The organism is Pseudoalteromonas sp. SG43-1 (genome assembly GCF_014164415.1).
Classification (GTDB): Bacteria; Pseudomonadota; Gammaproteobacteria; order Enterobacterales; family Alteromonadaceae; genus Pseudoalteromonas; species Pseudoalteromonas distincta.
In genome coordinates, this window is sequence record NZ_JACJFD010000007.1 from 98,320 (window position 1) to 119,427 (window position 21,108).

The 21,108-nt window shown below is 38.8% G+C and carries 22 protein-coding genes and 1 tRNA gene; 14 read left to right on the forward strand and 9 right to left on the reverse strand.

Annotated elements, in window-relative coordinates:
• Nucleotides 1-71 precede the first annotated feature (71 nt).
• The 6 genes from H5159_RS07625 to H5159_RS07650 all read right to left on the reverse strand — a co-directional run bounded on the left by H5159_RS07625 (nucleotide 72) and on the right by H5159_RS07650 (nucleotide 6,110).
• Nucleotides 72-1,427 (reverse strand): sodium-dependent transporter, encoded by a 1,356-nt coding sequence (locus H5159_RS07625; protein ID WP_138488731.1) that lies wholly within the window; start codon nucleotides 1,425-1,427, stop codon nucleotides 72-74.
• Between the two features lie 204 nt (nucleotides 1,428-1,631).
• Nucleotides 1,632-2,924 (reverse strand): HAMP domain-containing sensor histidine kinase, encoded by a 1,293-nt coding sequence (locus H5159_RS07630; protein WP_182682682.1) that lies wholly within the window; start codon nucleotides 2,922-2,924, stop codon nucleotides 1,632-1,634.
• Nucleotides 2,925-2,943: 19 nt separating this feature from the next.
• The gene (locus H5159_RS07635) at nucleotides 2,944-3,648 is read right to left on the reverse strand and encodes a response regulator transcription factor (RefSeq protein WP_004335749.1); all 705 of its coding nucleotides are present in this window, start codon (nucleotides 3,646-3,648) and stop codon (nucleotides 2,944-2,946) included.
• A 24-nt stretch (nucleotides 3,649-3,672) separates the two neighbouring features.
• Nucleotides 3,673-4,056 carry a DUF3019 domain-containing protein gene (locus tag H5159_RS07640; protein WP_024597091.1) on the reverse strand — a complete coding sequence of 128 codons (384 nt, stop codon included), beginning with the start codon at nucleotides 4,054-4,056 and terminating at the stop codon, nucleotides 3,673-3,675.
• On the reverse strand, nucleotides 4,046-4,828 hold the full coding sequence (locus H5159_RS07645; RefSeq protein WP_259399101.1) for a MipA/OmpV family protein: 783 nt from the start codon (nucleotides 4,826-4,828) through the stop codon (nucleotides 4,046-4,048). The genes H5159_RS07640 and H5159_RS07645 overlap by 11 nt, the downstream gene beginning before the upstream one ends.
• Nucleotides 4,829-5,306: 478 nt before the next feature.
• Complete coding sequence (locus H5159_RS07650) at nucleotides 5,307-6,110, reverse strand: hypothetical protein (RefSeq protein ID WP_002963149.1); 804 nt, start codon at nucleotides 6,108-6,110, stop codon at nucleotides 5,307-5,309.
• Nucleotides 6,111-6,222: 112 nt separating this feature from the next.
• Between H5159_RS07650 and H5159_RS07655 the strand changes: the two genes are divergently transcribed.
• Both H5159_RS07655 and H5159_RS07660 read left to right on the forward strand, forming a co-directional pair.
• Nucleotides 6,223-7,377 (forward strand): serine hydrolase, encoded by a 1,155-nt coding sequence (locus H5159_RS07655; protein ID WP_024597089.1) that lies wholly within the window; start codon nucleotides 6,223-6,225, stop codon nucleotides 7,375-7,377.
• Complete coding sequence (locus H5159_RS07660) at nucleotides 7,374-7,874, forward strand: histidine phosphatase family protein (protein WP_002963152.1); 501 nt, start codon at nucleotides 7,374-7,376, stop codon at nucleotides 7,872-7,874. Before H5159_RS07655 ends, H5159_RS07660 begins: the two co-directional genes overlap by 4 nt.
• 82 nt (nucleotides 7,875-7,956) lie before the next feature.
• On the opposite strand, the gene yhbY is transcribed toward H5159_RS07660, so the two are convergent.
• Nucleotides 7,957-8,253 (reverse strand): ribosome assembly RNA-binding protein YhbY, encoded by a 297-nt coding sequence (yhbY, locus tag H5159_RS07665; RefSeq protein ID WP_002963153.1) that lies wholly within the window; start codon nucleotides 8,251-8,253, stop codon nucleotides 7,957-7,959.
• Between the two features lie 88 nt (nucleotides 8,254-8,341).
• Here yhbY and rlmE point away from each other — a divergent pair, with 88 nt between their 5' ends.
• The 8 genes from rlmE (at nucleotide 8,342) to H5159_RS07705 (ending at nucleotide 16,430) form a co-directional block, all read left to right on the forward strand.
• Complete coding sequence (gene rlmE / locus H5159_RS07670; RefSeq protein ID WP_182780095.1) at nucleotides 8,342-8,971, forward strand: 23S rRNA (uridine(2552)-2'-O)-methyltransferase RlmE; 630 nt, start codon at nucleotides 8,342-8,344, stop codon at nucleotides 8,969-8,971.
• A 66-nt stretch (nucleotides 8,972-9,037) separates the two neighbouring features.
• Nucleotides 9,038-10,981, forward strand: coding sequence for an ATP-dependent zinc metalloprotease FtsH (gene ftsH / locus H5159_RS07675; protein WP_220496439.1), 1,944 nt, complete (start codon nucleotides 9,038-9,040; stop codon nucleotides 10,979-10,981).
• Between the two features lie 79 nt (nucleotides 10,982-11,060).
• Nucleotides 11,061-11,906, forward strand: coding sequence for a dihydropteroate synthase (folP, locus tag H5159_RS07680; protein WP_154903580.1), 846 nt, complete (start codon nucleotides 11,061-11,063; stop codon nucleotides 11,904-11,906).
• A complete protein-coding gene (glmM, locus tag H5159_RS07685; protein ID WP_002962765.1) occupies nucleotides 11,906-13,255 on the forward strand; it encodes a phosphoglucosamine mutase in 1,350 nt (449 codons plus the stop codon). Before folP ends, glmM begins: the two co-directional genes overlap by 1 nt.
• A gap of 71 nt (nucleotides 13,256-13,326) precedes the next feature.
• Nucleotides 13,327-14,076, forward strand: coding sequence for a triose-phosphate isomerase (gene tpiA, locus H5159_RS07690; protein WP_002962767.1), 750 nt, complete (start codon nucleotides 13,327-13,329; stop codon nucleotides 14,074-14,076).
• 1 nt (nucleotide 14,077) lies between these two features.
• Nucleotides 14,078-14,431, forward strand: coding sequence for a preprotein translocase subunit SecG (gene secG / locus H5159_RS07695; RefSeq protein WP_002962769.1), 354 nt, complete (start codon nucleotides 14,078-14,080; stop codon nucleotides 14,429-14,431).
• Nucleotides 14,432-14,511: 80 nt separating this feature from the next.
• Nucleotides 14,512-14,596: transfer RNA gene (locus H5159_RS07700), tRNA-Leu, on the forward strand.
• Nucleotides 14,597-14,804: 208 nt separating this feature from the next.
• Nucleotides 14,805-16,430 carry a methyl-accepting chemotaxis protein gene (locus H5159_RS07705; RefSeq protein ID WP_182780097.1) on the forward strand — a complete coding sequence of 542 codons (1,626 nt, stop codon included), beginning with the start codon at nucleotides 14,805-14,807 and terminating at the stop codon, nucleotides 16,428-16,430.
• Between the two features lie 188 nt (nucleotides 16,431-16,618).
• Here H5159_RS07705 and H5159_RS07710 read toward each other — a convergent pair whose 3' ends face one another.
• Both H5159_RS07710 and H5159_RS07715 read right to left on the reverse strand, forming a co-directional pair.
• Nucleotides 16,619-17,026, reverse strand: a complete 408-nt coding sequence (locus H5159_RS07710) for a hypothetical protein (protein ID WP_002962772.1) — start codon at nucleotides 17,024-17,026, stop codon at nucleotides 16,619-16,621.
• A 12-nt stretch (nucleotides 17,027-17,038) separates the two neighbouring features.
• On the reverse strand, nucleotides 17,039-18,169 hold the full coding sequence (locus H5159_RS07715) for a porin (RefSeq protein ID WP_182780098.1): 1,131 nt from the start codon (nucleotides 18,167-18,169) through the stop codon (nucleotides 17,039-17,041).
• A gap of 466 nt (nucleotides 18,170-18,635) precedes the next feature.
• Here H5159_RS07715 and H5159_RS07720 point away from each other — a divergent pair, with 466 nt between their 5' ends.
• Genes H5159_RS07720 through H5159_RS07735 form a run of 4 tightly spaced genes read left to right on the forward strand, consistent with a single transcriptional unit; the run spans nucleotide 18,636 to nucleotide 21,106 of the window.
• Nucleotides 18,636-19,106: a hypothetical protein gene (locus H5159_RS07720; protein WP_182673104.1), complete on the forward strand. Its 471-nt coding sequence runs from the start codon at nucleotides 18,636-18,638 to the stop codon at nucleotides 19,104-19,106.
• A 52-nt stretch (nucleotides 19,107-19,158) separates the two neighbouring features.
• The gene (locus H5159_RS07725; protein WP_182673105.1) at nucleotides 19,159-19,635 is read left to right on the forward strand and encodes a hypothetical protein; all 477 of its coding nucleotides are present in this window, start codon (nucleotides 19,159-19,161) and stop codon (nucleotides 19,633-19,635) included.
• Nucleotides 19,636-19,691: 56 nt separating this feature from the next.
• Complete coding sequence (locus H5159_RS07730; RefSeq protein ID WP_182673106.1) at nucleotides 19,692-20,390, forward strand: molecular chaperone; 699 nt, start codon at nucleotides 19,692-19,694, stop codon at nucleotides 20,388-20,390.
• A gap of 41 nt (nucleotides 20,391-20,431) precedes the next feature.
• The gene (locus tag H5159_RS07735; RefSeq protein ID WP_259396093.1) at nucleotides 20,432-21,106 is read left to right on the forward strand and encodes a hypothetical protein; all 675 of its coding nucleotides are present in this window, start codon (nucleotides 20,432-20,434) and stop codon (nucleotides 21,104-21,106) included.
• Nucleotides 21,107-21,108 lie beyond the last annotated feature (2 nt).

Here is a 21,108-nt window from a genome sequence, read left to right on the forward strand (position 1 = left end):
TTAAGCAGCTATAAAAAAGCCCACTAATGTGGGCTATTTTATTTAAAACTATTTTAAGGCTAAGGTATTATTTAGCTCAATAGTGAATGTAAAAACACCATGCCAATAGCAAGTGGACATACAAACTTAGTATACCAAGGCCATATTTTCCAAAACAATGTATTGTGAACTTCAGGGTTACCCTCTTGAATTGCTTTTAGTAATGAGCCTCTATACCAAATCCAGCCTACAAATATACAACACATAAGACCAAGTAAAGGCTGAGCTACTTTTGTAGTGAGAGTGATTACTAAGCCAAATAAGCTGCTAAGGTTACACACAATTGTAATACTGACGATAGCGATTAGCGCCCCAATTAACCACGTTGCTTGAACGCGTTTCATCCCAAAGCGCTCTACGGTGTATGATACTGGCGCCTCTAACATTGAAATAGATGATGTTAAAGCGGCAATACTCATTAACGCAAAAAATGAAAAACCCACAAATAAGCCAACTTCGCCCATTCCATCAAATAAAGCGGGGAGTACCTGAAACACTAATGTATCTTCAGAGAGTAGCTTACCCGTTGTGGCCGAGAATATTTCAACGCCTTGAGCTTGTGCTACGTACATAGCCGGAATAATCAGTAAACCTGCAACAAAGGCTATAAATACATCAATAAGGGTTACATAGGCACCTAAAGAAACGAGGTTTTCTTTTTTACTAATGTACGAGCCGTAAATAATCATTACGCTAGTGCCAAGCGATAGTGAGAAGAAAGCTTGCCCTAGTGCACTTACTAATAGTTTTGCGTCAAAAATAGATGAAAAGTCAGGAACTAAGTAGGCTTTTAAGCCTTCCATAGCACCATCTTGCGTCATCACATAAGCAATAAGTGCAAATAAAATGCCTAAAAGTGCAGGCATTAAACGCTTAGACCACTTCTCAATACCGTTTTCAACGCCTCTACTTATAATAGCGACTGTTAGTACGATAAAGATCATAGTGAATATAATATTTCGAGTAAGTGATTGCTCGCTTAACCATGTAGATGCTGTGTTGGCACCAACTAAAGTGGCTATGGGTTCAGCTGTGGCGCTGAGCATCCAACCGGCAACAATGGCGTAAAAGCTTAGTATAAAGCCAGCACATAAAATACCGCCAAAACCAACAGCAAAGGCAAAGTGTTTTTGCCATGGCTTATTAGATATTTTTTGAAGTGATGACACTGCGTTTGCTTGGCCATGACGTCCAATCATAAGTTCAGCCATTAAAGCAGGGTAGGCTAAAAAGAACGCAAGCACTAAATATGCGACTAAAAATGCAGCACCGCCATTACTTGCTGTTTGTGTAGGGAATCCCCAAATATTGCCCAAACCAACGGCAGAACCCGCGGCGGCCATAATAAAACCAAAGCGAGAGCTAAACTCGCCTCTAACTGCGCTCATATTATTGTACTTCTCTATTGTGTGACGGCGGTGACAATCTACTGGAAATGTAAAAAAATAAAAAGTGCTTATTTGCTGATCTAGCACAAATTAATAAGTAAAGTGTATGTTATAACCATCGATTTTAATTGTTGTTATTAAGTCGTTTAAAATAACGAGTTGATTTTGTTTAATAATTGTTAATTACAGTCTGTAACTATTGCTTTACGGATTATGGTGCTGTGCAATAGTGAGAGTAAAGCACGCCCCCCCTAACTGGGTGCTTTTACTTACTTTAACGCTGCCATGATGCCAATCAGCTACCTTGGTAACAATGGCTAGGCCAAGGCCATAACTCTTATCGGCTCTGTTACGGTGATCTTCCTCTCTAAAAAATGGGCTAAATACATTACTAAAGTTCTCTTGTGCGATACCTGGGCCGTCATCTTCTACCGTTATTATAAGCTGTTGCTCGTGTAACTTTGCACTGAGGTAAATATGTTGGTTTGCAAAATCACATGCGTTAGTTAATAAGTTAGTAATTGCACGGGCCAGCCAGTGAAGATCTGCATTTATTATTTTATCTGTACTATTGAGTTGTACGTTGAGCATTTGCATTTCAAGTTTTGGTGCAAGTTGAACTAAAATATCTTCAAGGTAGGATTTAATATTGGTTGATGAATAGGTTAGTTTATTCGCGTTTTGCTCTAAAGTAGCAAATGCTAAATAGCTACTAAGCATCGATTCCATATGATCTAAATCGTTTTCCATACGGGTTAAATACTGTTTTACTTTTTGCTCATCATGGCTATCTAATGCCGCATCTAAACCAAATCGCAGGCACGCGATAGGGGTGCGGATGTCGTGAGACAAGCTCGAGGCCATTAGTTTGTTTTCGGCGACGAGTTTCTCTATTTGGCTAGCCATGCGGTTAAAAGTAAGTTCCACATCTTTTATATAGGTAAAGTGCGATACCTTTATTCGGGCTTGAACATTACCAGAGGCAAACTTTTTAGCGGCTTCATTTAAGACAGTTAGCCGTTTAGCTAAGGGCGCGATAATAAACCCCATAAATACACATAGGCCTGCGTAAAATAGTAGAGTTAATATAATGTCGTTATGCTGCTCGCTATCAAAAATTTTATCTAAGCGCATTGATAAGTGAAAAGGATTTAAAACGTCGCTACTATAAAGCATATAAAAGCCTTGCTGATCCTCTAAAATCAGCCCACCTGGCGTGTGCATTTGTAATAATAAAGAAGGTGGTAAGGCGAGTGACTCATTTGGCTTGTAGTCAATTAAAACATCAAACTCTCGGGCTAGTTGTTTTACATAATCGCTGCGCTCAGATGTAGGTATGTTAGCTAACTGCTTATTAAAACCCATGATCATTTTACTTTGCTGACTAAATTCATCTTGTGGGGTATGCGCTTGTTGACTAAAAGCATCAATAAGCCAGCCCAATACCACAATAGATAAAAGTGCACTGCCTAGAAGCGATATATAAAACTTTTTCATTTATTTATTCATCGCTCTATTACCACGCGGTAGAAACAAGTAAATATCCACGGCCCCAAATAGTTTTAATTTTTTCGGGGTTTTGTGGATCATCATTAAATTTTTTACGAAGTGCAGAAATAAGTACATCAACACTTCTATCAAGCCCGTCGTACTCTCTACCTTTCGTCGCTTTAAATACGGCATCGCGTGAGACAACTTGACCTGCATTGCTTGCAAGGTAGTGTAATAATAGATATTCGGCGCTTGATATGTTTATATCTTGCTCGTTAAGGGTCACATTTCTAGATTCGGTATTAATACTAAGTGCACCAACTTGAATAATGCTTTGGCTAACCTGTGGTTTATTTGGTTCATTGTTTTGACGCAGTGCTGCTTTTATTCGCGCTAGTAATGCACGCGGACGCACCGGTTTCATTATGTAGTCGCTTGCGCCAACTTCTAAACCAATAACTTCATCCATCTCTTCATCGCGTGCGGTGAGCATTATAATAGGCGAATTATAAAAGCTACGAAGCTCTCTACATACGCTGATACCATCTTGCCCCGGGAGCATAATATCAAGGAGCACAATATTTGGGTTTAACGTTTTGACCTTGCTAACAACTTCGTCACCACGATGACAAACATGCGTTGTATAGCCTTGCTCTGTTAAATATTCAGCAACCCATTGCGCTAGTGATGCATCGTCTTCAACAAGTAAAATAGTGCCGTAGTTATCCATAAAATATCCCTAATGCGATTGGTATTAAAATAGTCGCCAGCGGCGTTTTTTTTGTCTGTTTTGATAAACCCATTGTAGTTTTACTTCTGCTGTACTGATGACTTTGGATGTATTGCTATCAAATAGTTCAAATGAAATGCTTTGCTGTGAGTCAAAAGCATAATTAAAAGTACCACTTTGTTGCTTTAGCCAACATTGCATAATGTACTTTGAAGTTGCATCGCGTAGGCAGTAATTGCCAATGATAGGTTGCTCCCACGTAAGTGTGACATCGGCATAGCAATTACGCCCTTCGCGCAGTGCAACACAAGTGTCGGGTAGTGCTATGAGTGCTTCAGGGGGGTCCTGCGCTTTAACAGTAAAGGTACTGGGAAAGATCAGTAATACCCAGATCCATCTAAAATACATAACGTAGGCCTACCTTGGCTTTATGTTGATATCCTTGGGAAATAATTGGGCTGTCGTCAATTTCTTTTGAAAACCATGTAGTAAGCCAACCGGATAAAAACACCCAATCTTGGCTTATTGGATATTCAGCATGGAACTCAAAGATAATACTAGTACTGGCATTGCTGGTATAAATCGGGCGAAGGCTGGTGGCTTCATCGCTATCAATGCCAAAGTAATAATTGGTAAAGTCAGCAGAGTAGGCGCTTAAACCAACACCAGACCTAAACTCCCAGTTTCGCCATGGCAAAATGTGGCTAAAAAAGCTATTTATAACCCAGCCATTATGGGCACCAGATATGTCATGAAGGTATTCAAAGGAGAATTGTGAGTTTTCAAATCGGCGCGAGAGCCTAAGACCAACATCAAAATCGTAATTACGTTTTTTAATACCTTGGAGTTCTTTTATAACACCATGGTTATAAAACCCGAGGCCTGTTTCGTCAAACCCGGCTTGAGTATTTGTGCCAAGTATATCTAAGCCCCAATCAAATTTATCTATAAGGCTGTAACCAATTACAAGACCACCGCTGAGTTGATTGTGATCAAAATCAAGATAAAATTTATCGTAAGAAACAGCAAGACTTAAATCAAGCTCAACGCCCTTATCGTAAGATTCGATACCGATTAGGTAAGAATCTTCAATATAAAAGCCCGCACCTGCACTCCAATCCCAGGCAAAGCCTTGGGTTGGCTCTAACGTATTGTCTGCATAATAGCGATTACTTGCCATACTTGTGGTGCTAAAAATAAAGCAAAAAAGCAATGTTATGCTAACTAAAGTATGGTTAAGCAAAGTGTTTCTCATCCCTATGGGGCCTAATTATTATTTGTTATTAGGCGTAGTATATTGTTAATTCGTTCCTTTAATCTGTAAAAAAATGTAGTAAGTGTTAGGTCTGTTGAACTTTCAAGGTTAAATTTTCAGCAGTCTGTTTGGTATATAGGCAAGGCAGAGCCTATGCAGTGTGGCTATTCCCCATAAATGGGCGATAACGTAGCATTAATGCCAAACAGGCGCTGCCCAATGGGTTCTTCCTAAGGGCTATTTACGCTTTGTTGCTCGGTTTTTACTTATTCTTACATGGATGTAAGCCATTAGAATAACGCAGGAGCAGTTATCGAGCCCACTAGGCTACAAACCGAGCGCCGCGATTAAATAGCCCCTAGTTTGAACAAATTTTAATCCGTAAAGATCAACAGACCCTAATTTACTGAACTTTAATTTTATCGATTAATATACTGCTTAAGTAAAACTGCATCATAGGCGTTAATGCGCTTACTTCTGTTCTGTTACATGGACCACTAAGCTTGGCAAGGCTAGATAACTTTGACAACGTTTTGTACTGAGGAATTTGAATGTCTTTTCCAAGTCTTTCCATGCGGGCTTCATCAGTATTTTGCTGATGGACAAAAGCGACAACCTCAAGCTCATTAGTTATTTTTTGCTCTTCGGTGAAACTATAAACTAGTGGCTCACGATGAAAACTTGCACTATCAATAGAAGATTTAGCAAACCAAACAACATCACCTGATGCTTTGTGTGTGAGGCGCATACTTACTTGTGCAAATATTGCAGCGCATTCCTGAGTTGGGTATTGCTGAGCAATATCTGAATATAATGTAAAAGGGTTCTCAGGTTGCTTTATTGCGTACTTAACATCGTCAGTGAAAGTTAAATCAAGTTGCTGAATAGTTAGTGTGTAGTCGCTGTTATTTTTAGTGGTTACTTTTAGCTGTTTATCGTTAAGTGCTTGGCTAATTTGCGATAAAAGTTTATCGGTTACACTTGCCTTATCGGTAATAATTTTTACTGTTTGGTTTCTAACCACCTTATGTGCAGGAAGTTGAACGGATTTAACTTTTGGGGATGAGTGTTCTGTGGTGTACTCAAGCTGGTAGGTCTGACTTTTTAATGTTGGCTTTAATGGCATAGCCAGTGGCTCGGCCGGCTGCTTTGTAAGAGTACAACCAGTTGATAATATAACAAAAAGTGACACAACTAAAAAACGCATAAGTACTAAACACTCACTAAAAACCAAATAATCGTCGTATTGTACGTTAGTCCAAACAAAACTTCATGATATTATCTACATAGATGTAGTTAAAAAGATAAAATTTATAAAAATGAAGTATCTCAAATCTTTATTGTATAGCCTACCTGCTTTGTGTTTGTTGTTTAGCTCTGTGAGTTTTGCAGCAAAAGCAGATCCTGATTGGGATGCATTTGTAAAAAAGTACGGCCGTTATGCGCAAAAAAAACTGAAAAATAAAGGTATACCAGGCGCTGCACTTTCGATTGTAAGTACAAACAACTCAGACTACATCCACACCATGGGTGTAACTAAAACCCGAAATGGACAAAAAGTAAATAAGCATACCCGGTTTAGGCTCGCGTCTGTTTCTAAAACATTTGCAGGCTCGTTATCAGCTAAATTAGCCAATGAGGGTTTACTTAAATTAGATAAAGCTGTTAGCGATTACATAACTGAGTTCAAAGGGACTGTTTATCAAGATGATTTAAAGGTATTTCACCTTCTAAGTCATGCAAGTGGTTTAGTGCCTAATGCGTACGATAATTTGATAGAGTCTCGTATGGATTACCCCAGTATTGTTGAAAAATTACTTAGTGTTAAACCTATTTGCAAACCAGGCGAATGTTATGGTTATCAAAATGTTATGTTTAGCCTTATAGGTAATGTGATATTACAAAGCAGCGGTAAAAGTTACGCGCAGTGGTTACGAGAAACTATTTTTGCGCCTTTAAAAATGAGTGATGCCAGCTTAGGTTTTGAATCTATGGTTCAGGATGAAAATTACGCATTACCACACGTGCGCGGTACAAAACGTTGGTATAGCGCTAAGCTTAAAAAAAATTATTATAAAGTGGGACCTGCAGCGGGTGTAAACGCAAGCGCAAATGACATGGCCATTTGGTTAAAAGCCCAGCTAGGGCAATACCCAGATGTTTTGTCATTGGATACTCTAGCAAAGCAAACGCGTCCTTATACACATACAAAAAAAGAAATGCATCGCAGGGTGTGGAAAAAACACCTTAATGAGGCTTATTACGGACTAGGTTGGCGGGTTTATAATTACGCTGATGAAACGCTTTACTATCATAGTGGCTGGGTGCAAGGATATAGAAGCGATGTGGTTGTGTTTCCCCACTTAAATGTTGGTTTTAGTTTAATCGTTAATGCTGAAACCGGCGTAATAAATGAATTAACAACTGAATTTATCGACAGGCTATTAGAATACAAACGAGGTAAAAAAATATGAATAAAATAATATTAGCAATCACTTTTTTAGCCTTGTCATTTAATTGTAGTTTGGCATTTGCCGCACCTGACGAGGTATATTTGTTTCGTCATAGCGAAAAGTTAACGGGGAAAAACCCAGCGCTCTCAGAAGAGGGGAAGGCACGTGCAAATAATTTAGTTACTTTGTTTAAAGAACATCAAAATATACATCTTTTTAGCAGCAACTATAAACGCACGTTGCAGACAGCCGCACCTTTGCAGGCACATTTTAATACCAAATTAAATGTGTATAACGCAGGTGAGCTAGGTGATTTAAAAAATGAGTTACTCAAACTAAAGGGTGTAGTTGTTGTTATTGGGCACAGTAATACGACGCCGCAACTGGCTGAACTACTCTCCAATGAAAAAGTGCCAGCTATGAGTGAGACACAATTTACTCAGTATTTTATATTGCATAATAAGCCCAGAAGTAATGGCACTGATTATGATGTAACGCACCATACAATGAGCTTTTAAATTAAAAAGTGTTATATAACAAAAAACCAGCATTAAGCTGGTTTTTTAATTTAAACGTACTAAATCCTTTAAATAGGATTAATTAGTTACGTGGTAAATGTATTTTTTTCTCAACACTTTGACGATAAAGCACAATAGTGTGACCTATCGTTTGTAGCTTAGTCGCACCAGTTTCACGTACGATTGCTTCAAAAATAAGTGCTTTTGTTTCACGATCATCAGTTGGAACTTTAACTTTGATTAATTCGTGAATTTCTAATGCACTTTGAATTTCGACTACTACGCCTTCGGTTAAACCGTTAGAACCTAGTAAAACTACAGGCTTGAGGCTATGTGCCTGACCTTTTAAAAACTGCTTTTGTTTGTTTGATAATGTCATGTTTATACAAATTTTGCTGAATATGGCTTGAATTAAGGGTATTCTAACGCCATCTAGAGAATATTACTAATTAGTTGCGTGTTAATTTATGACAAATAAAAAACAGTCAGCCAGTTCACAGCGATGGCTGAAAGAACATTTTGATGATAAATATGTTCAAGAAGCGCAAAAAAAAGGCTGGCGTTCCCGAGCGGTTTTTAAATTAGATGAAGTACAAAATAGAGATAAGTTACTTCGCCTTGGTATGACCGTTGTTGATTTAGGAGCAGCTCCAGGAAGCTGGTCACAGTATTTGGCAGAAAAAGTAGGTGACAAAGGTCAAGTAATTGCCTGTGACATATTACCTATGGACTCACTTGCGGGTGTTGACTTTTTACAAGGTGACTTTCGTGAAGAAGCTGTGTTAAATGCGTTGCTAAAACGTATTGATGGTAAAAATGTTGATGTGGTACTCTCTGACATGGCACCAAATATGAGTGGTAATAACTCAGTAGATCAAGCGGGTAGTATGTATTTGGTAGAACTTGCGCTGGATATGTGTAGTCAAGTACTAAAGAAAAATGGCGCATTTATTGTTAAGGTTTTCCAAGGTGAAGGCTTTGATCAATACTTGCAAGATGTACGTAATAGTTTTAAAGCAGTGAAAATACGCAAACCTGATGCCTCACGTGCCCGTTCTCGGGAAGTATATATAGTAGCGACTGGATACAAACTGTAGTACAGTTGCTTGGCGTTTAGTTGAATTTAAATTAATTGGATACAAGAGGTTAACCCCTTGAGCGATATGGCGAAAAATTTAATACTATGGCTGGTGATTGCAGTTGTGCTGATGTCAGTCTTTCAGAGCTTTAATGGTGGCGAGCAAGTTGATCGTCAAACAAGTTACACTCAATTTGTTAAAGATGTCCGCAGTGGCTCTTTACAAGAAGTTATTATCGACCGCGGTACAGGAAATATTACTGGTACTAAGAGCAGTGGTGAGCGTTTTCAAACAACGATGCCAATGTACGATGAAGACTTAATAAATGATTTACTTAAAAATGATGTAAATGTGAAGGGTGTACAACCTGAAGAACAATCATTCTTAGCAAGTATATTTATTTCTTGGTTCCCGATGATACTGCTTATTGGTGTATGGATATTCTTCATGCGTCAAATGCAAGGCGGTGGCGGTAAAGGCGCTATGTCATTTGGTAAGAGTAAAGCCCGTTTAATGAGCGAAGATCAAATTAAAACCACGTTTGCAGATGTTGCTGGTTGTGATGAAGCGAAAGAAGATGTTACCGAATTGGTAGACTTTTTACGTGACCCTTCTAAGTTTCAAAAGCTTGGCGGTAGTATTCCTAAGGGCGTACTAATGGTTGGTCCTCCTGGTACTGGTAAAACGTTACTTGCAAAGGCTGTTGCGGGTGAAGCGAAAGTACCGTTTTTTACAATTTCTGGTTCAGATTTTGTTGAAATGTTTGTCGGTGTGGGTGCGTCACGTGTACGTGATATGTTTGAACAAGCTAAAAAAGCGGCACCTTGTATTATCTTTATAGATGAGATTGATGCGGTTGGTCGTAAACGTGGCGCAGGTATGGGCGGCGGTAACGATGAACGTGAGCAAACACTCAACCAAATGCTAGTAGAAATGGATGGTTTTGGTGGTAACGAAGGTATTATCGTTATTGCGGCAACTAACCGACCAGATGTTCTAGACCCTGCATTACTTCGTCCAGGTCGTTTTGACCGTCAAGTAGAAGTAGGTTTACCTGATATACGTGGTCGTGAGCAAATACTTAAAGTACACATGCGTAAAGTGCCATTAGGCGATAACGTAGAAGCGGCTCTTATAGCACGTGGAACACCTGGTTTTTCTGGCGCTGATTTAGCGAACTTAGTAAACGAAGCTGCACTTTATGCTGCACGTGGTAATAAACGTGTTGTAAGTATGGCTGAATTTGACGCTGCTAAAGATAAAATCATGATGGGCGCAGAGCGCAAAACCATGGTGATGAGCGAGCAAGAAAAAGAAATGACAGCATATCACGAAGCAGGCCACGCAATTGTGGGCCGTATGGTTCCTGAACATGATCCAGTTTACAAAGTATCTATTATTCCACGTGGCCGTGCGCTAGGTGTAACAATGTACTTGCCTGAACAAGACCGTGTTAGTCATTCAAAAGAACTTTTAGAATCAATGATTTCAAGCCTTTATGGTGGCCGTATTGCTGAAGCGCTTATTTATGGTGCTGACAAAGTAACAACGGGTGCAAGTAACGATATTGAGCGCGCAACTGATATTGCACGTAAAATGGTTACACATTGGGGTTTAAGTGAAAAGCTAGGTCCATTGCTTTACGCTGAAGATCAAAACGAGATGTATATGGGTGGTGGCGGAAGCCGTGCATCTAGTATGTCGGATGATACTGCTAAAATAATTGATGCTGAAGTACGCTTGTTTTCAGATCGTAACTACCAAAGAGCAGAAGAAATATTAAAAGAAAATATTGATATTCTTCACTCAATGAAAGACGCGTTAATGAAATACGAAACAATCGACGCTAAGCAAATTGATGATTTAATGGCGCGCCAACCAGTGCGTGAGCCGCGCGATGCTCATGACCGCCATGAAGCTAAGCCGGTAAAAGAGCAAGAACCTCAAGAGCCAGTGCTTGATGAAAGTCAAAAGACTGATGATTCATCGAAAAAAGATGAAACAAACCTTGATGATAAAGCTGAATAATCGTTAAAATAGTTAGTGAAAGCCCCGAATTTCGGGGCTTTTTTGTATCAGCTATTTAGAAAAAGAATAAAGGTTGGCAATGACTAATATATTAAAGCTTCCCAGAGGACGTACGCTCAATATTGAAAAGCCTGTTATTATGGGAATATTGAATGTAACGCCAGACTCATTTTCTGACGGCGGGCAGTTTTTAGACCCCAAAATAGCGCTAAAGCGCGCAATGCAATTGTTAGGGGATGGTGCGCAAATTTTAGACATTGGGGGAGAGTCTACCCGCCCCGGCGCGCCAGATGTGAGTTTGAAAGATGAACTAGCCCGAGTAATTCCTGCTATTAAAGCGATACGTGAGTACAGTGATTGCGTTATTTCAATTGATACCAGTAAAGCACAAGTAATGGAGCAAGCAATACTCGCTGGGGCAGATATAGTCAATGATGTAAGAGCTCTACAAGAAATAAACGCCTTAGAAACGGTTGCGCAGTATGAAGATGTAGCAATTTGTTTAATGCATATGCAAGGGCAACCCCGCAGCATGCAGTGCGCACCTCATTACGACAATCTGTTTGCAGATATAAATATGTTTTTTAGTGAACGTATTAAAGCATGTGAAACAGCAGGGATTAAGTTTGAGCGACTTATTCTAGACCCTGGTTTTGGATTTGGAAAAACACTTAGCCATAACTATCAAATATTGGCTAAGTTTGATGATTTTAACAAGTTAGGTTTGCCATTATTGGCCGGATTATCTCGTAAGTCGATGATAGGTAATCTATTAAATAGAGAAACAAATGAGCGATTAGCGGGCAGCTTAGCGGGTGCGTTAATCGCGGCGCAAAATGGCGCAAAAATTATTCGTGTACATGACGTTAAAGAAACCGCAGACGTACTTGGTGTATATCAAGCCTGCGAGAAAGGAATTGCATAATGAAAGAAAGAAAATATTTTGGTACTGATGGCGTACGTGGTCTAGTAGGAACGCCACCTATTAACCCTGAGTTTGCAATGAAGTTGGGTTGGGCTGCAGGGCGCGTATTATCTCAAAGTGGTACTAAAAAAGTCATTATAGGTAAAGATACGCGTATTTCTGGCTACATGCTTGAAACTGCACTTGAGGCTGGTTTAATTGCCGCTGGTATTGATGTTGTATTACTGGGTCCAATGCCGACACCTGCAGTTGCGTATTTAGCGCAAACATTTCGTGCAGAGGCAGGTATAGTAATTAGTGCCTCACATAACCCTTATTACGATAACGGTATTAAGTTTTTCAATGGGCAGGGTCTAAAGCTTGACGATGAAGTAGAGCTTCAAATTGAAGCGATGCTTGATGAGCAAATGACATGTGTTGCTTCAGATAAACTAGGTAAAGCTTCGCGTTTAGTTAGTGCAGACGGCCGTTATATAGAGTTTTGTAAGAGCCAGTTCCCCCAAGGGTTATCTTTAGAAGGGCTTAAAATTGTTGTCGATTGCGCAAATGGCGCTACATACCATATAGCTCCTTCTGTCATGCGCGAACTTGGCGCTGAAGTTATAACACATGCATGCGAGCCTAATGGCGTTAATATAAATCATGAATGTGGCGCTACTCATGTAGATACCCTTAAACGCAAAGTGCTTGAATTTAAAGCTGACGTAGGTATTGCATACGATGGGGATGGCGATCGTGTAATGATGGTTGATCATAATGGTCGTGTATTTGATGGTGACGATTTAGTTTATATTATTGCTTGCCAAGCTGCCGAAGATGATATGTTGGGTGGAGGTGTAGTTGGCACTGTAATGTCTAACATGGGTCTTGAAAATGCTTTAAAAGCAAAAGGTATCGAGTTTGCTCGCAGTAAAGTGGGTGACCGCTATGTAATGGAATTACTACAGCAAAAAGGCTGGAAAATTGGCGGTGAAAGCTCAGGCCATGTATTAAATTTAGATTTAATTAGCACGGGTGATGGCATTATATCAAGTTTGCAAGTACTTGCAGCTATGGTTGCACAAAACCGTACACTACAAGATTTGGGTGCTGGTTTTACTAAATATCCAATGAAAATGATTAACGTGCGCTATACCGCTGGAACAGATCCGACAAAAGCGCCAGAGGTACTTTCAGCTGTAGCAGAAGTTGAGCTTGCTTTAGGCGACAAAGGCCGAGTTTTACTGCGCAAATCAGGCACAGAACCTGTTGTTCGTGTTATGGTTGAAGCCGAGCAAGAAAAAATTGTAATAGACAGCGCTCAAAAAATTGCAGCTGTTGTAGAATCTATGAGCAAACAGACTGATTAATAACAATAACCTCTTGTAACTTTGGGCGAGAAAAGTTAATATCTCGCCCGCTTTCTAATGTGGAGTGGAAAATGGCAATACGCAAGGCGATGGTCGCAGGCAACTGGAAAATGAATGGTTCGTTAGAGCTAGTTAAACAAATGTCTGATGCTATTAACGATGTAAAATCACAAGAGATGGACATTGTTTTATTTCCTCCATTCCCACTTGTACCTGCGATGATAGCTAGTGGTGTTTCTACAGGTGCTCAAACTGTTTCTGAAAATACACCTGGTGCGTTTACCGGTGAAGTAGACGGACAGCTTCTAAAAGACTTAGGTGCAACTTACGTACTCGTTGGTCACTCTGAACGCCGCAGTATTTATAACGAAAGTAATGAAACTGTCGCTGAAAAGTTTGCTAGAGCACAAGAAGTTGGGTTAACACCAATTTTATGTGTTGGCGAAAGTGAAAGTGAGCAAGAAAACGGTCAAACCGAACAAGTAGTTGCTGCACAAATTGATGCAGTAATTGAAAAATTAGGTGTAGCAGCACTGAAAGATTCTGTGATAGCATACGAGCCCGTTTGGGCCATAGGCACAGGTAAGACTGCATCGCCAGAGCAGGCACAAACTGTTCATAAATTTATCCGTGATAAAATTGCTGCACTTGATAGCACTTTAGCACAAGGGCTTTCCATCTTATATGGTGGTAGCGTTAATGAAAAAAATAGCGAATTATTATTTGCACAAACAGATATAGATGGCGGCTTAATTGGCGGCGCAAGTCTAAAAGCAGAATCTTTTTCTGCAATCTGTAACAGTGCAAAAGGGACTGTATAAGATGTACGAAATTTTATTAGTAGTTTATTTAGTTGTGGCTTTAGCTCTAGTTGGAATGGTTTTAATTCAACAAGGTAAAGGCGCAGATATGGGTTCTTCATTTGGTGCTGGTGCTTCAGGCACGGTTTTTGGTTCGTCTGGTGCTGGTAACTTTATGACAAAAACAACCACAAGCTTAGCAACAGTATTTTTTGTTTTAAGCATTGTGCTAGGTAACTTAACTGCAGGTCAAATTAAAAAGACTGACGAGTGGGAAAACCTAGAAGCAGCTCCTGCAGTAGAAACTGTAGTTCCTGTTGAAGAAGATGTTCCGGTAACATCTACGAAAGAGCAAAGCTCTGACGTACCGAACTAATTTAGCGTAATGCTATCGTTAAACGATTTATACTCCTCAAATAAATCATATGTTTAACAAATAAGCGAAAGCTTAAAAATGCGGATGTGGTGGAATTGGTAGACACGCCACCTTGAGGGGGTGGTGCTTTCGGGCGTGGGGGTTCAAGTCCCCCCATCCGCACCAAATTTAGAAACCAGTAACAGAAATGTTACTGGTTTTTTTGTGCCTGCGATTTAAATTGAATGTTATTTGTACTTTCTTTTTTTAAAGGGCAATTAGTTATGTAGAATTTTGAATTATTTGTAAAAAAACTAGAAATTTTACAAATTTAGTTAACACTTATGAGTAATAAGCCGATAATAGATTTAGACAATAAAATAAGGTATCCACAATGGCTTCAGGCTTCACTTTTCAAAATCTCAGCATAAGTAAAAAAATACATGCGATTACGAGTATTGCTGTCGTTGCATTTTTAGTGATTGTTCTGATCAACTATTTTGCTATGAATGATAATAGAATTGCACTTGATGAAATGGAAAAATCATCCTACAAAGTTGTTAAGTTAACATCTGCTAATGTTGGCATTTTAGAGAAGCTGGACGAACTTTACACCCAAGCCGTAACATTTGGTGAGCAAGATTTAGTCGAGAAAGCATCTGACACATACAAGCAACTTGAGTTGAATATTATTGCGATAGAAAAAATAAATGCCTCTTACATTCACAGTGACACTAAAGAGCAGCTCGCAAATTACGAAAAAATATCAGCGACTATCGCAAATGGCATGGTAAATGGAACAGCAGATTTTAGTAAAATTCAACAACAAGCACAGAGGAAAACAGCGCTTTATAACGATGTCCTAGAAAAGTTTAAGGCAGCACAAGTCAAAGCTGACGATCGTTTTTTTGAACTTGTTGCAAGCACAAAGGACCGCTCTGATTACGCCCTTACGTTAATGTTAGCTGTTTCTATTGTATCGCTTATTTTATTACTCTTTATGGCTATTTGGATAGCTAAGCGAATTGCTTCTTCGGCAAGTGATGCGGCAAATAATTTAAGCTTATTAGCAAGCGGTAAAGGCTCGCTAAGCACTAAATTGACAGTTAACTCTGAAGATGAAATAGGCCAAGTATCTATAAACTTCAACTCTTTTATTGGCATATTGAAAAAAACGGTGTTAGAAATTATCGCGGTTTGCGAACCGTTAATGGAAAACTCTACTCGCTTAGTGCAGGGGATGGAACAAGCGGAGCGTGCAACGACTAAACAAACCACTGATGCTGAGATTGTAAAGCAATCGATGGAAGAGATGAAACAGAGTGTAGGAGATATCTCTCAATCAGCTGCAAGTGCTTCTCATGCAGCGCAAACGGCTGAGAAAGAAGTTGAGCAAAGTCGAACTCAAGTACAAACATCAGTAACCGCTTCTCGTACGTTAAGTGATGAGATTAATCACGCTGCTACAACTATCAATAAATTAGCAGACGATACAAAAAATGTGTCGCAAATATTAAATGTTATTACATCAATAGCGGAGCAAACAAATTTACTTGCACTTAATGCTGCCATTGAGGCTGCCCGTGCTGGTGAGCATGGCCGAGGCTTTGCTGTTGTTGCTGATGAAGTTAGAGAGCTTGCATCGCGAACTGCTCACTCTACAAATGAGATTCGAGAGCTGTTGACTACTTTAACTGAAGCGGCTAACGAATCAGTTACTGCAATGACGACTGCAAGAGATATGGCTACAGATAATGCAACTGCAGCAGAAAAAACGGGTATTTCTATAGAGAAAATTGCAGAGCAAATGTTAGAAATAAATGGAATGAACTCACAAATTGCTGCTGCCACAGAAGAGCAAACATCAGTTGCTGCTATGGTTGTAGAAAACGTGACAAATATGCACGTATCATTTGAAGATACAATGGACTCGCTAACGGCTGTGAGGGATGTAGCTAAAAACCTTCATTACCTTTCAGATAACCTATTAGATGCCACGGCTAAATTTAAAATTGAGTAACGTAGCTAAATCAATTCGAAGTAATGCTTATTCAATTTGAGAGGGCAGATCAGACGCTAGCTGTGTTAAAATTTCTATTGAACAGTTTTTCTCCCTCAAAATATCTTACTTAATCGAGCGAATTGTTATTAAAGTTAAGTTATAAAAAAACCACCGATTAGGTGGTTTTTTTAATTTAATAATAGCAATTAAAAGGTAGCAATCACTTTAACTTTGTCAGTTGCTTTACTGCTATCTATATAGCCGATTGAATCACCATTAGCGGCAACAAAGTCAATGACAGCTTGATCTGAATCAAACTTTTCAGGCGGTGTTCCTTTACCTGTAAAAACAAGTTTTGACCAATAGGCATTTAATTGGCTGCTCGATTTACCTACCACTTTAGAATTGAATTCATCAGCAATAGCGGTACCGTTTTGAGTTGCTGGGTTGACCTTATTGCCGTTATCAAACGACTTGGCCTTTCCTAAGTAAATTTTCTTAATAGTCTCTGCATCAAGTGCATTTGCATTACCAGGATTTACAATTACTGCAACTTCAGCCAAAGCACCGAAAGAACATAATGAAAGCGCACTAGCTAGGATTAATTTTTTCATATTCCGCTCCAATTAAAATACTAAATCAACACCAACGGCGACTATATCCGTTTCAGTGTCAGTGATGTCATCATCAAATCGACTAAAGTCAATTTTAAATGCAGCTGAAGGGTGGAAGTCATAACGTGCGCCAATTGTGTATACGTTACTCTCTGCACGCATGCTCTCTAGGGCAAAGTTCACTGTAGTATTTAATAAAGGAATTGATTCAAGAGTATTAAAACGTGACGAATCATGTTTATCATCATTTTTTTCATAGGTGAAGTGAACAATAACATCGTCTATACGATAACCGGCAGAGGCATAGTATTGTGATTGTTCAGCCAAAATACTTCCCTCTACTTCAAACTGTGTATATTCAGCATCAAATAAGAAGTTATCATAGTCAATAGAGAAGCCAATACCAACAAAGGTTGTTTCATCTTCGTCAGTAATAAGATCATTTGCTGTGCTCGTTAAACCGTTAGTATTAAGTACTTCAACAAGTCCAATTAAACCGCTGTCATTAGATGAAATGCTAGTGTCGGCCACAATATATGCAGCTCGTGCACTGAACCAGTCGTATGATAGGCTCCAGTTTATACCGCCTAAATTATTTAACTCAGCAGGTAAGCTATCTCCAAATACATTTATATCGCCATCAAAAGCGCCATAAAACCCTTGCAAAGTAGAGTCCCAATCTCCTAATTGATTGTTGTAAACAACACTCAAGCCTTCATAAGTCGAAAATGGGATACCGTATACTGAGCGAGGTGGACGTACCCAGCGATAAGCATAGCCAACATCCAAGAAATCTGAGTATTTATAGAAAGGAACACGCATTTTACCAGCGCTAAATTGCAGTTCATCGCTGTATTCATAAGTAACATATGCCCACTCGAATGTGGCGTCAAAGTCGTCCTCTCCACGCGCAATAATTTGAGCCGTAGCCGTTAGCTTCTCTTGAAGATCAGCAGATAGTTGTAAAGCGAACTTACTCTCATTTTTAAATGAGATATCGTCGTCATATCCGTATAAGGTTTGATCACTGTCTAGGCTTTTACCACCCACAATAGATGCAAAACCATTAATACGTACTTCAGCGCTTGCATAGCTAGATGCAAGTACAGCACATACAGCTACTGCTACAGATAGCTTTTTCATATGTATTTCCTATTTGTTATTTAGATGTTGATTTCTTTATTATTATAGGTCTATAACTTCTATTTATCTAATAATTAGAATAGTTTAAGTTTTTTATTTTAATTTTAATTAGTATTATTGTTTCTTTTTATAAATTAGATGCAAATATTTTATGTTTAAAAATGTTTAGTGCCAGATTTGGGTCTCTAAATATGTGGGTAGTAACTTTTTTATTTTTGCTTATAACTTTTGAAGGTAACTGATAAGTCGTAAGTATTGTATTTGTTGCTTCATAGAACCTTTAATCTTCCACTCTATAGATTTAGAGTAAACTATTTAGTTTAAATGTTTATATTTTTATATATCTCCCGTAGTTGAAATTATCAATAAGTAAAGCTAGTCATAAGCAAATAACAACTTTCTAAACGGCAAATTTATCATAGTATCAGTCCTGTCCTAGCGAGGTCGGTCAAAGGAGATGGCGCGGATGAAGAAGGTAATATGGTTTTTATTATGTTTCTTTGCAATGAATGCATACAGTAACGATGAAGTAAGTTTAACTTTGGTAGGTTATATCTCACCAGTGTGCGGCTTTACTACACAAAATAATAACCTTCACTTTTCTTCAGATGGCCTCGCGAGTACAAAGCTAGTGATTAATTGCAATTCACCTATGCGAGTATCAATGCAATCTGAAAATGGTGGCCTGCGCCATCAGCAAAGTACTCAAATAAATGCTTATAACCTGAATTGGTCAATAGAGGGCGTTTCAAGCGAAGTTTCTGCAACGGCACTTGAACTTAAATCTATCTACAATTTTGATGTTGATGAGATTCTATTTAACAGCGTAGCTAAATTACAACTAAAACTAGATAAGCCTTTAATTTATGCAGGTAGTTACCAGGATGTGCTCCGCATAGAAATGACACCATCGGTTGTATCTGGTGGAGTTTGGTAAAACACTAACTATTAATTAAAACAAATATGTCACATGGATAAGGAATATTAAAATGAAAAAGTTAATCGTGTTATCAGCAATCGCAACTCTAACATCTGGCGCAGCATTTGCTGAAAATCTAAATGTAGGTGGCGCAGTGTCATCGGTTTGTGGGGTGAGCAACATTAACACTACACAATTCTTTCAAACATTGTCAGAAGGTGCTACTAAAAATGTAGGCTTTGATTTGCAGTGTAATGATGTTGATGGTGCAACAATGTCATTAACAACATCTGAAGGGCACTTACAAAATGCTGACCATGAAGATCGTGGTGTCGGCTATACTGCCAAGTTAACTGCAGATACATTTGATTTTACGCTTTCTGCTGAGAATGGCCAAAATGATCAGTCAGAATCGCAAAGTCGTCCTGGTTCACCAACCCTTGCCGCCGGTGGCGTAGCTGGAAATATATTACTAACTGTAACACAAGCACCAGTTTATGCAGGTACTTACGCTGATACACTTATGTTGGCAATAACAGCTAACTAAGCAGCATAGTAAAAGGCAGTAGCTACTGCCTTTTACTTCATTAAGAGGGATTTTATATGCGTTATATATTTCTAATTATAGTGTTGTTAACTTCATATTCTACAGGGGCTTTTCAAGTTAAACCAATGGTCGCGGAGCTAGAGTCTTCAGGTAGCCAATCACAGCAAACCATTCGTATATCAAACCCTTCAGACAGTCCTTTAACTATTGAGATATCTGCGTTTGATTTACTAATTGACCCTAATGGCGATGAAACATTAAAAGCAAACGACGATGACTTTTTAATTATTCCGATGACTACGATTATTCCGTCTGGGCAAAGTCAATCAGTAATTGTTCGATATATTGGGGAACCAATATTAGAAAACTCAAAAGCGTACCGTGTAGCCATTGATCAGGCATCTGTTGATTTAGAAAAGGCGGGGCAATCAGGCGTAGGTATGTCAGTTAGCTTTAGAACTTTGTTTAATGTAGTTCCCAAAGGTGCGGAGGCAAAATTATTAATTAAAAATAAACGTCAAGTAGATACAGAAACATGGAGTGTACTACTAGAGAATACTGGTAATAAATATATCCGTTTATCTCAGGCACAGTGGCTTATTAAAGGTGATGAACAACAGCTATTATTAGAAGGGGCTGAATTGAGTAAAGCATTGACTGGAAAGATTTTATTACCTAAATCTAGCCGTGAGGTTTCAATAAAAATTCCTACAAGGTTTAATGCAGCAAGCAGTGATCTAGAGGTCAATTTTTAATGCTGCGGATATGCAGTTACTTTTTTATATATGTAAGTGTAATGACACCTGTTTTTGCTGTGGAAGTAACGCCTATGGTGGTTACTTTCTCTCCTGATAGTCGTTCAAATAATGCTTCTAGCTTGGTTCATAATCAATTACCAAGAGACATTGCTTTTGATATCCAAATTTACGAAATTGACTTTTCTCAAGGCACGCCTAAATTAATTTCTTTAGATGATTCCCCATTGTGGGTTTTTCCTCCATCACTATTTTTGCAACCAGGGCAAAGCCAACAGTTGCAATTTAGATGGTTAGATAAAAAACTTCCTAGTACAGATAAAAGCTATCAAGTTAGCTTGATTGAGCAGCCCATTGTAAACCAGTCTATAGATAAACAGTCACAACTAACAATGCTGTTAAATGTAAATTTAATTGTTCATTTAGACCAGCCTAGATTAGTTCCTAAACTGACTATAAAAGAGCCTCACGTTGAAGATGGCTTTATTGTCACTGAAGTATTAAATGAAGGAAAAGGGGCAGGACGATTAAGTGATTATGAAATAAAAATTACTAAAAATAAAACTCTAAGCGATCGAATTTTAAAAGATCAATTAAAAGCAAACGGATACGATGTTTTTTTTGCTCCTAATAGCACCAGTGTTATAAAAGTCCCAATTCCGCAATCGTTACAGAGAGGAAGCTTAAATCATTTACGTTTAGTGCTGGCTCGCTAGTT

Bases quoted from the DNA above. Each gene is read 5' to 3' on its own strand.
- H5159_RS07650 (WP_002963149.1), bottom strand. From the start codon at position 6,110: ATGCGTTTTTTAGTTGTGTCACTTTTTGTTATATTATCAACTGGTTGT.
- H5159_RS07630 (WP_182682682.1), bottom strand. From the start codon at position 2,924: ATGAAAAAGTTTTATATATCGCTTCTAGGCAGTGCACTTTTATCTATT.
- glmM (WP_002962765.1), top strand. From the start codon at position 11,906: ATGAAAGAAAGAAAATATTTTGGTACTGATGGCGTACGTGGTCTAGTA.
- H5159_RS07735 (WP_259396093.1), top strand. From the start codon at position 20,432: ATGACACCTGTTTTTGCTGTGGAAGTAACGCCTATGGTGGTTACTTTC.
- H5159_RS07625 (WP_138488731.1), bottom strand. From the start codon at position 1,427: ATGAGCGCAGTTAGAGGCGAGTTTAGCTCTCGCTTTGGTTTTATTATG.
- H5159_RS07640 (WP_024597091.1), bottom strand. From the start codon at position 4,056: ATGTATTTTAGATGGATCTGGGTATTACTGATCTTTCCCAGTACCTTT.
- H5159_RS07705 (WP_182780097.1), top strand. From the start codon at position 14,805: ATGGCTTCAGGCTTCACTTTTCAAAATCTCAGCATAAGTAAAAAAATA.
- H5159_RS07635 (WP_004335749.1), bottom strand. From the start codon at position 3,648: ATGGATAACTACGGCACTATTTTACTTGTTGAAGACGATGCATCACTA.
- folP (WP_154903580.1), top strand. From the start codon at position 11,061: ATGACTAATATATTAAAGCTTCCCAGAGGACGTACGCTCAATATTGAA.
- H5159_RS07645 (WP_259399101.1), bottom strand. From the start codon at position 4,828: ATGGCAAGTAATCGCTATTATGCAGACAATACGTTAGAGCCAACCCAA.
- secG (WP_002962769.1), top strand. From the start codon at position 14,078: ATGTACGAAATTTTATTAGTAGTTTATTTAGTTGTGGCTTTAGCTCTA.
- H5159_RS07725 (WP_182673105.1), top strand. From the start codon at position 19,159: ATGAAAAAGTTAATCGTGTTATCAGCAATCGCAACTCTAACATCTGGC.
- H5159_RS07720 (WP_182673104.1), top strand. From the start codon at position 18,636: ATGAAGAAGGTAATATGGTTTTTATTATGTTTCTTTGCAATGAATGCA.
- H5159_RS07730 (WP_182673106.1), top strand. From the start codon at position 19,692: ATGCGTTATATATTTCTAATTATAGTGTTGTTAACTTCATATTCTACA.
- yhbY (WP_002963153.1), bottom strand. From the start codon at position 8,253: ATGACATTATCAAACAAACAAAAGCAGTTTTTAAAAGGTCAGGCACAT.
- H5159_RS07710 (WP_002962772.1), bottom strand. From the start codon at position 17,026: ATGAAAAAATTAATCCTAGCTAGTGCGCTTTCATTATGTTCTTTCGGT.
- tpiA (WP_002962767.1), top strand. From the start codon at position 13,327: ATGGCAATACGCAAGGCGATGGTCGCAGGCAACTGGAAAATGAATGGT.
- H5159_RS07655 (WP_024597089.1), top strand. From the start codon at position 6,223: ATGAAGTATCTCAAATCTTTATTGTATAGCCTACCTGCTTTGTGTTTG.
- rlmE (WP_182780095.1), top strand. From the start codon at position 8,342: ATGACAAATAAAAAACAGTCAGCCAGTTCACAGCGATGGCTGAAAGAA.
- H5159_RS07715 (WP_182780098.1), bottom strand. From the start codon at position 18,169: ATGAAAAAGCTATCTGTAGCAGTAGCTGTATGTGCTGTACTTGCATCT.
- H5159_RS07660 (WP_002963152.1), top strand. From the start codon at position 7,374: ATGAATAAAATAATATTAGCAATCACTTTTTTAGCCTTGTCATTTAAT.
- ftsH (WP_220496439.1), top strand. From the start codon at position 9,038: ATGGCGAAAAATTTAATACTATGGCTGGTGATTGCAGTTGTGCTGATG.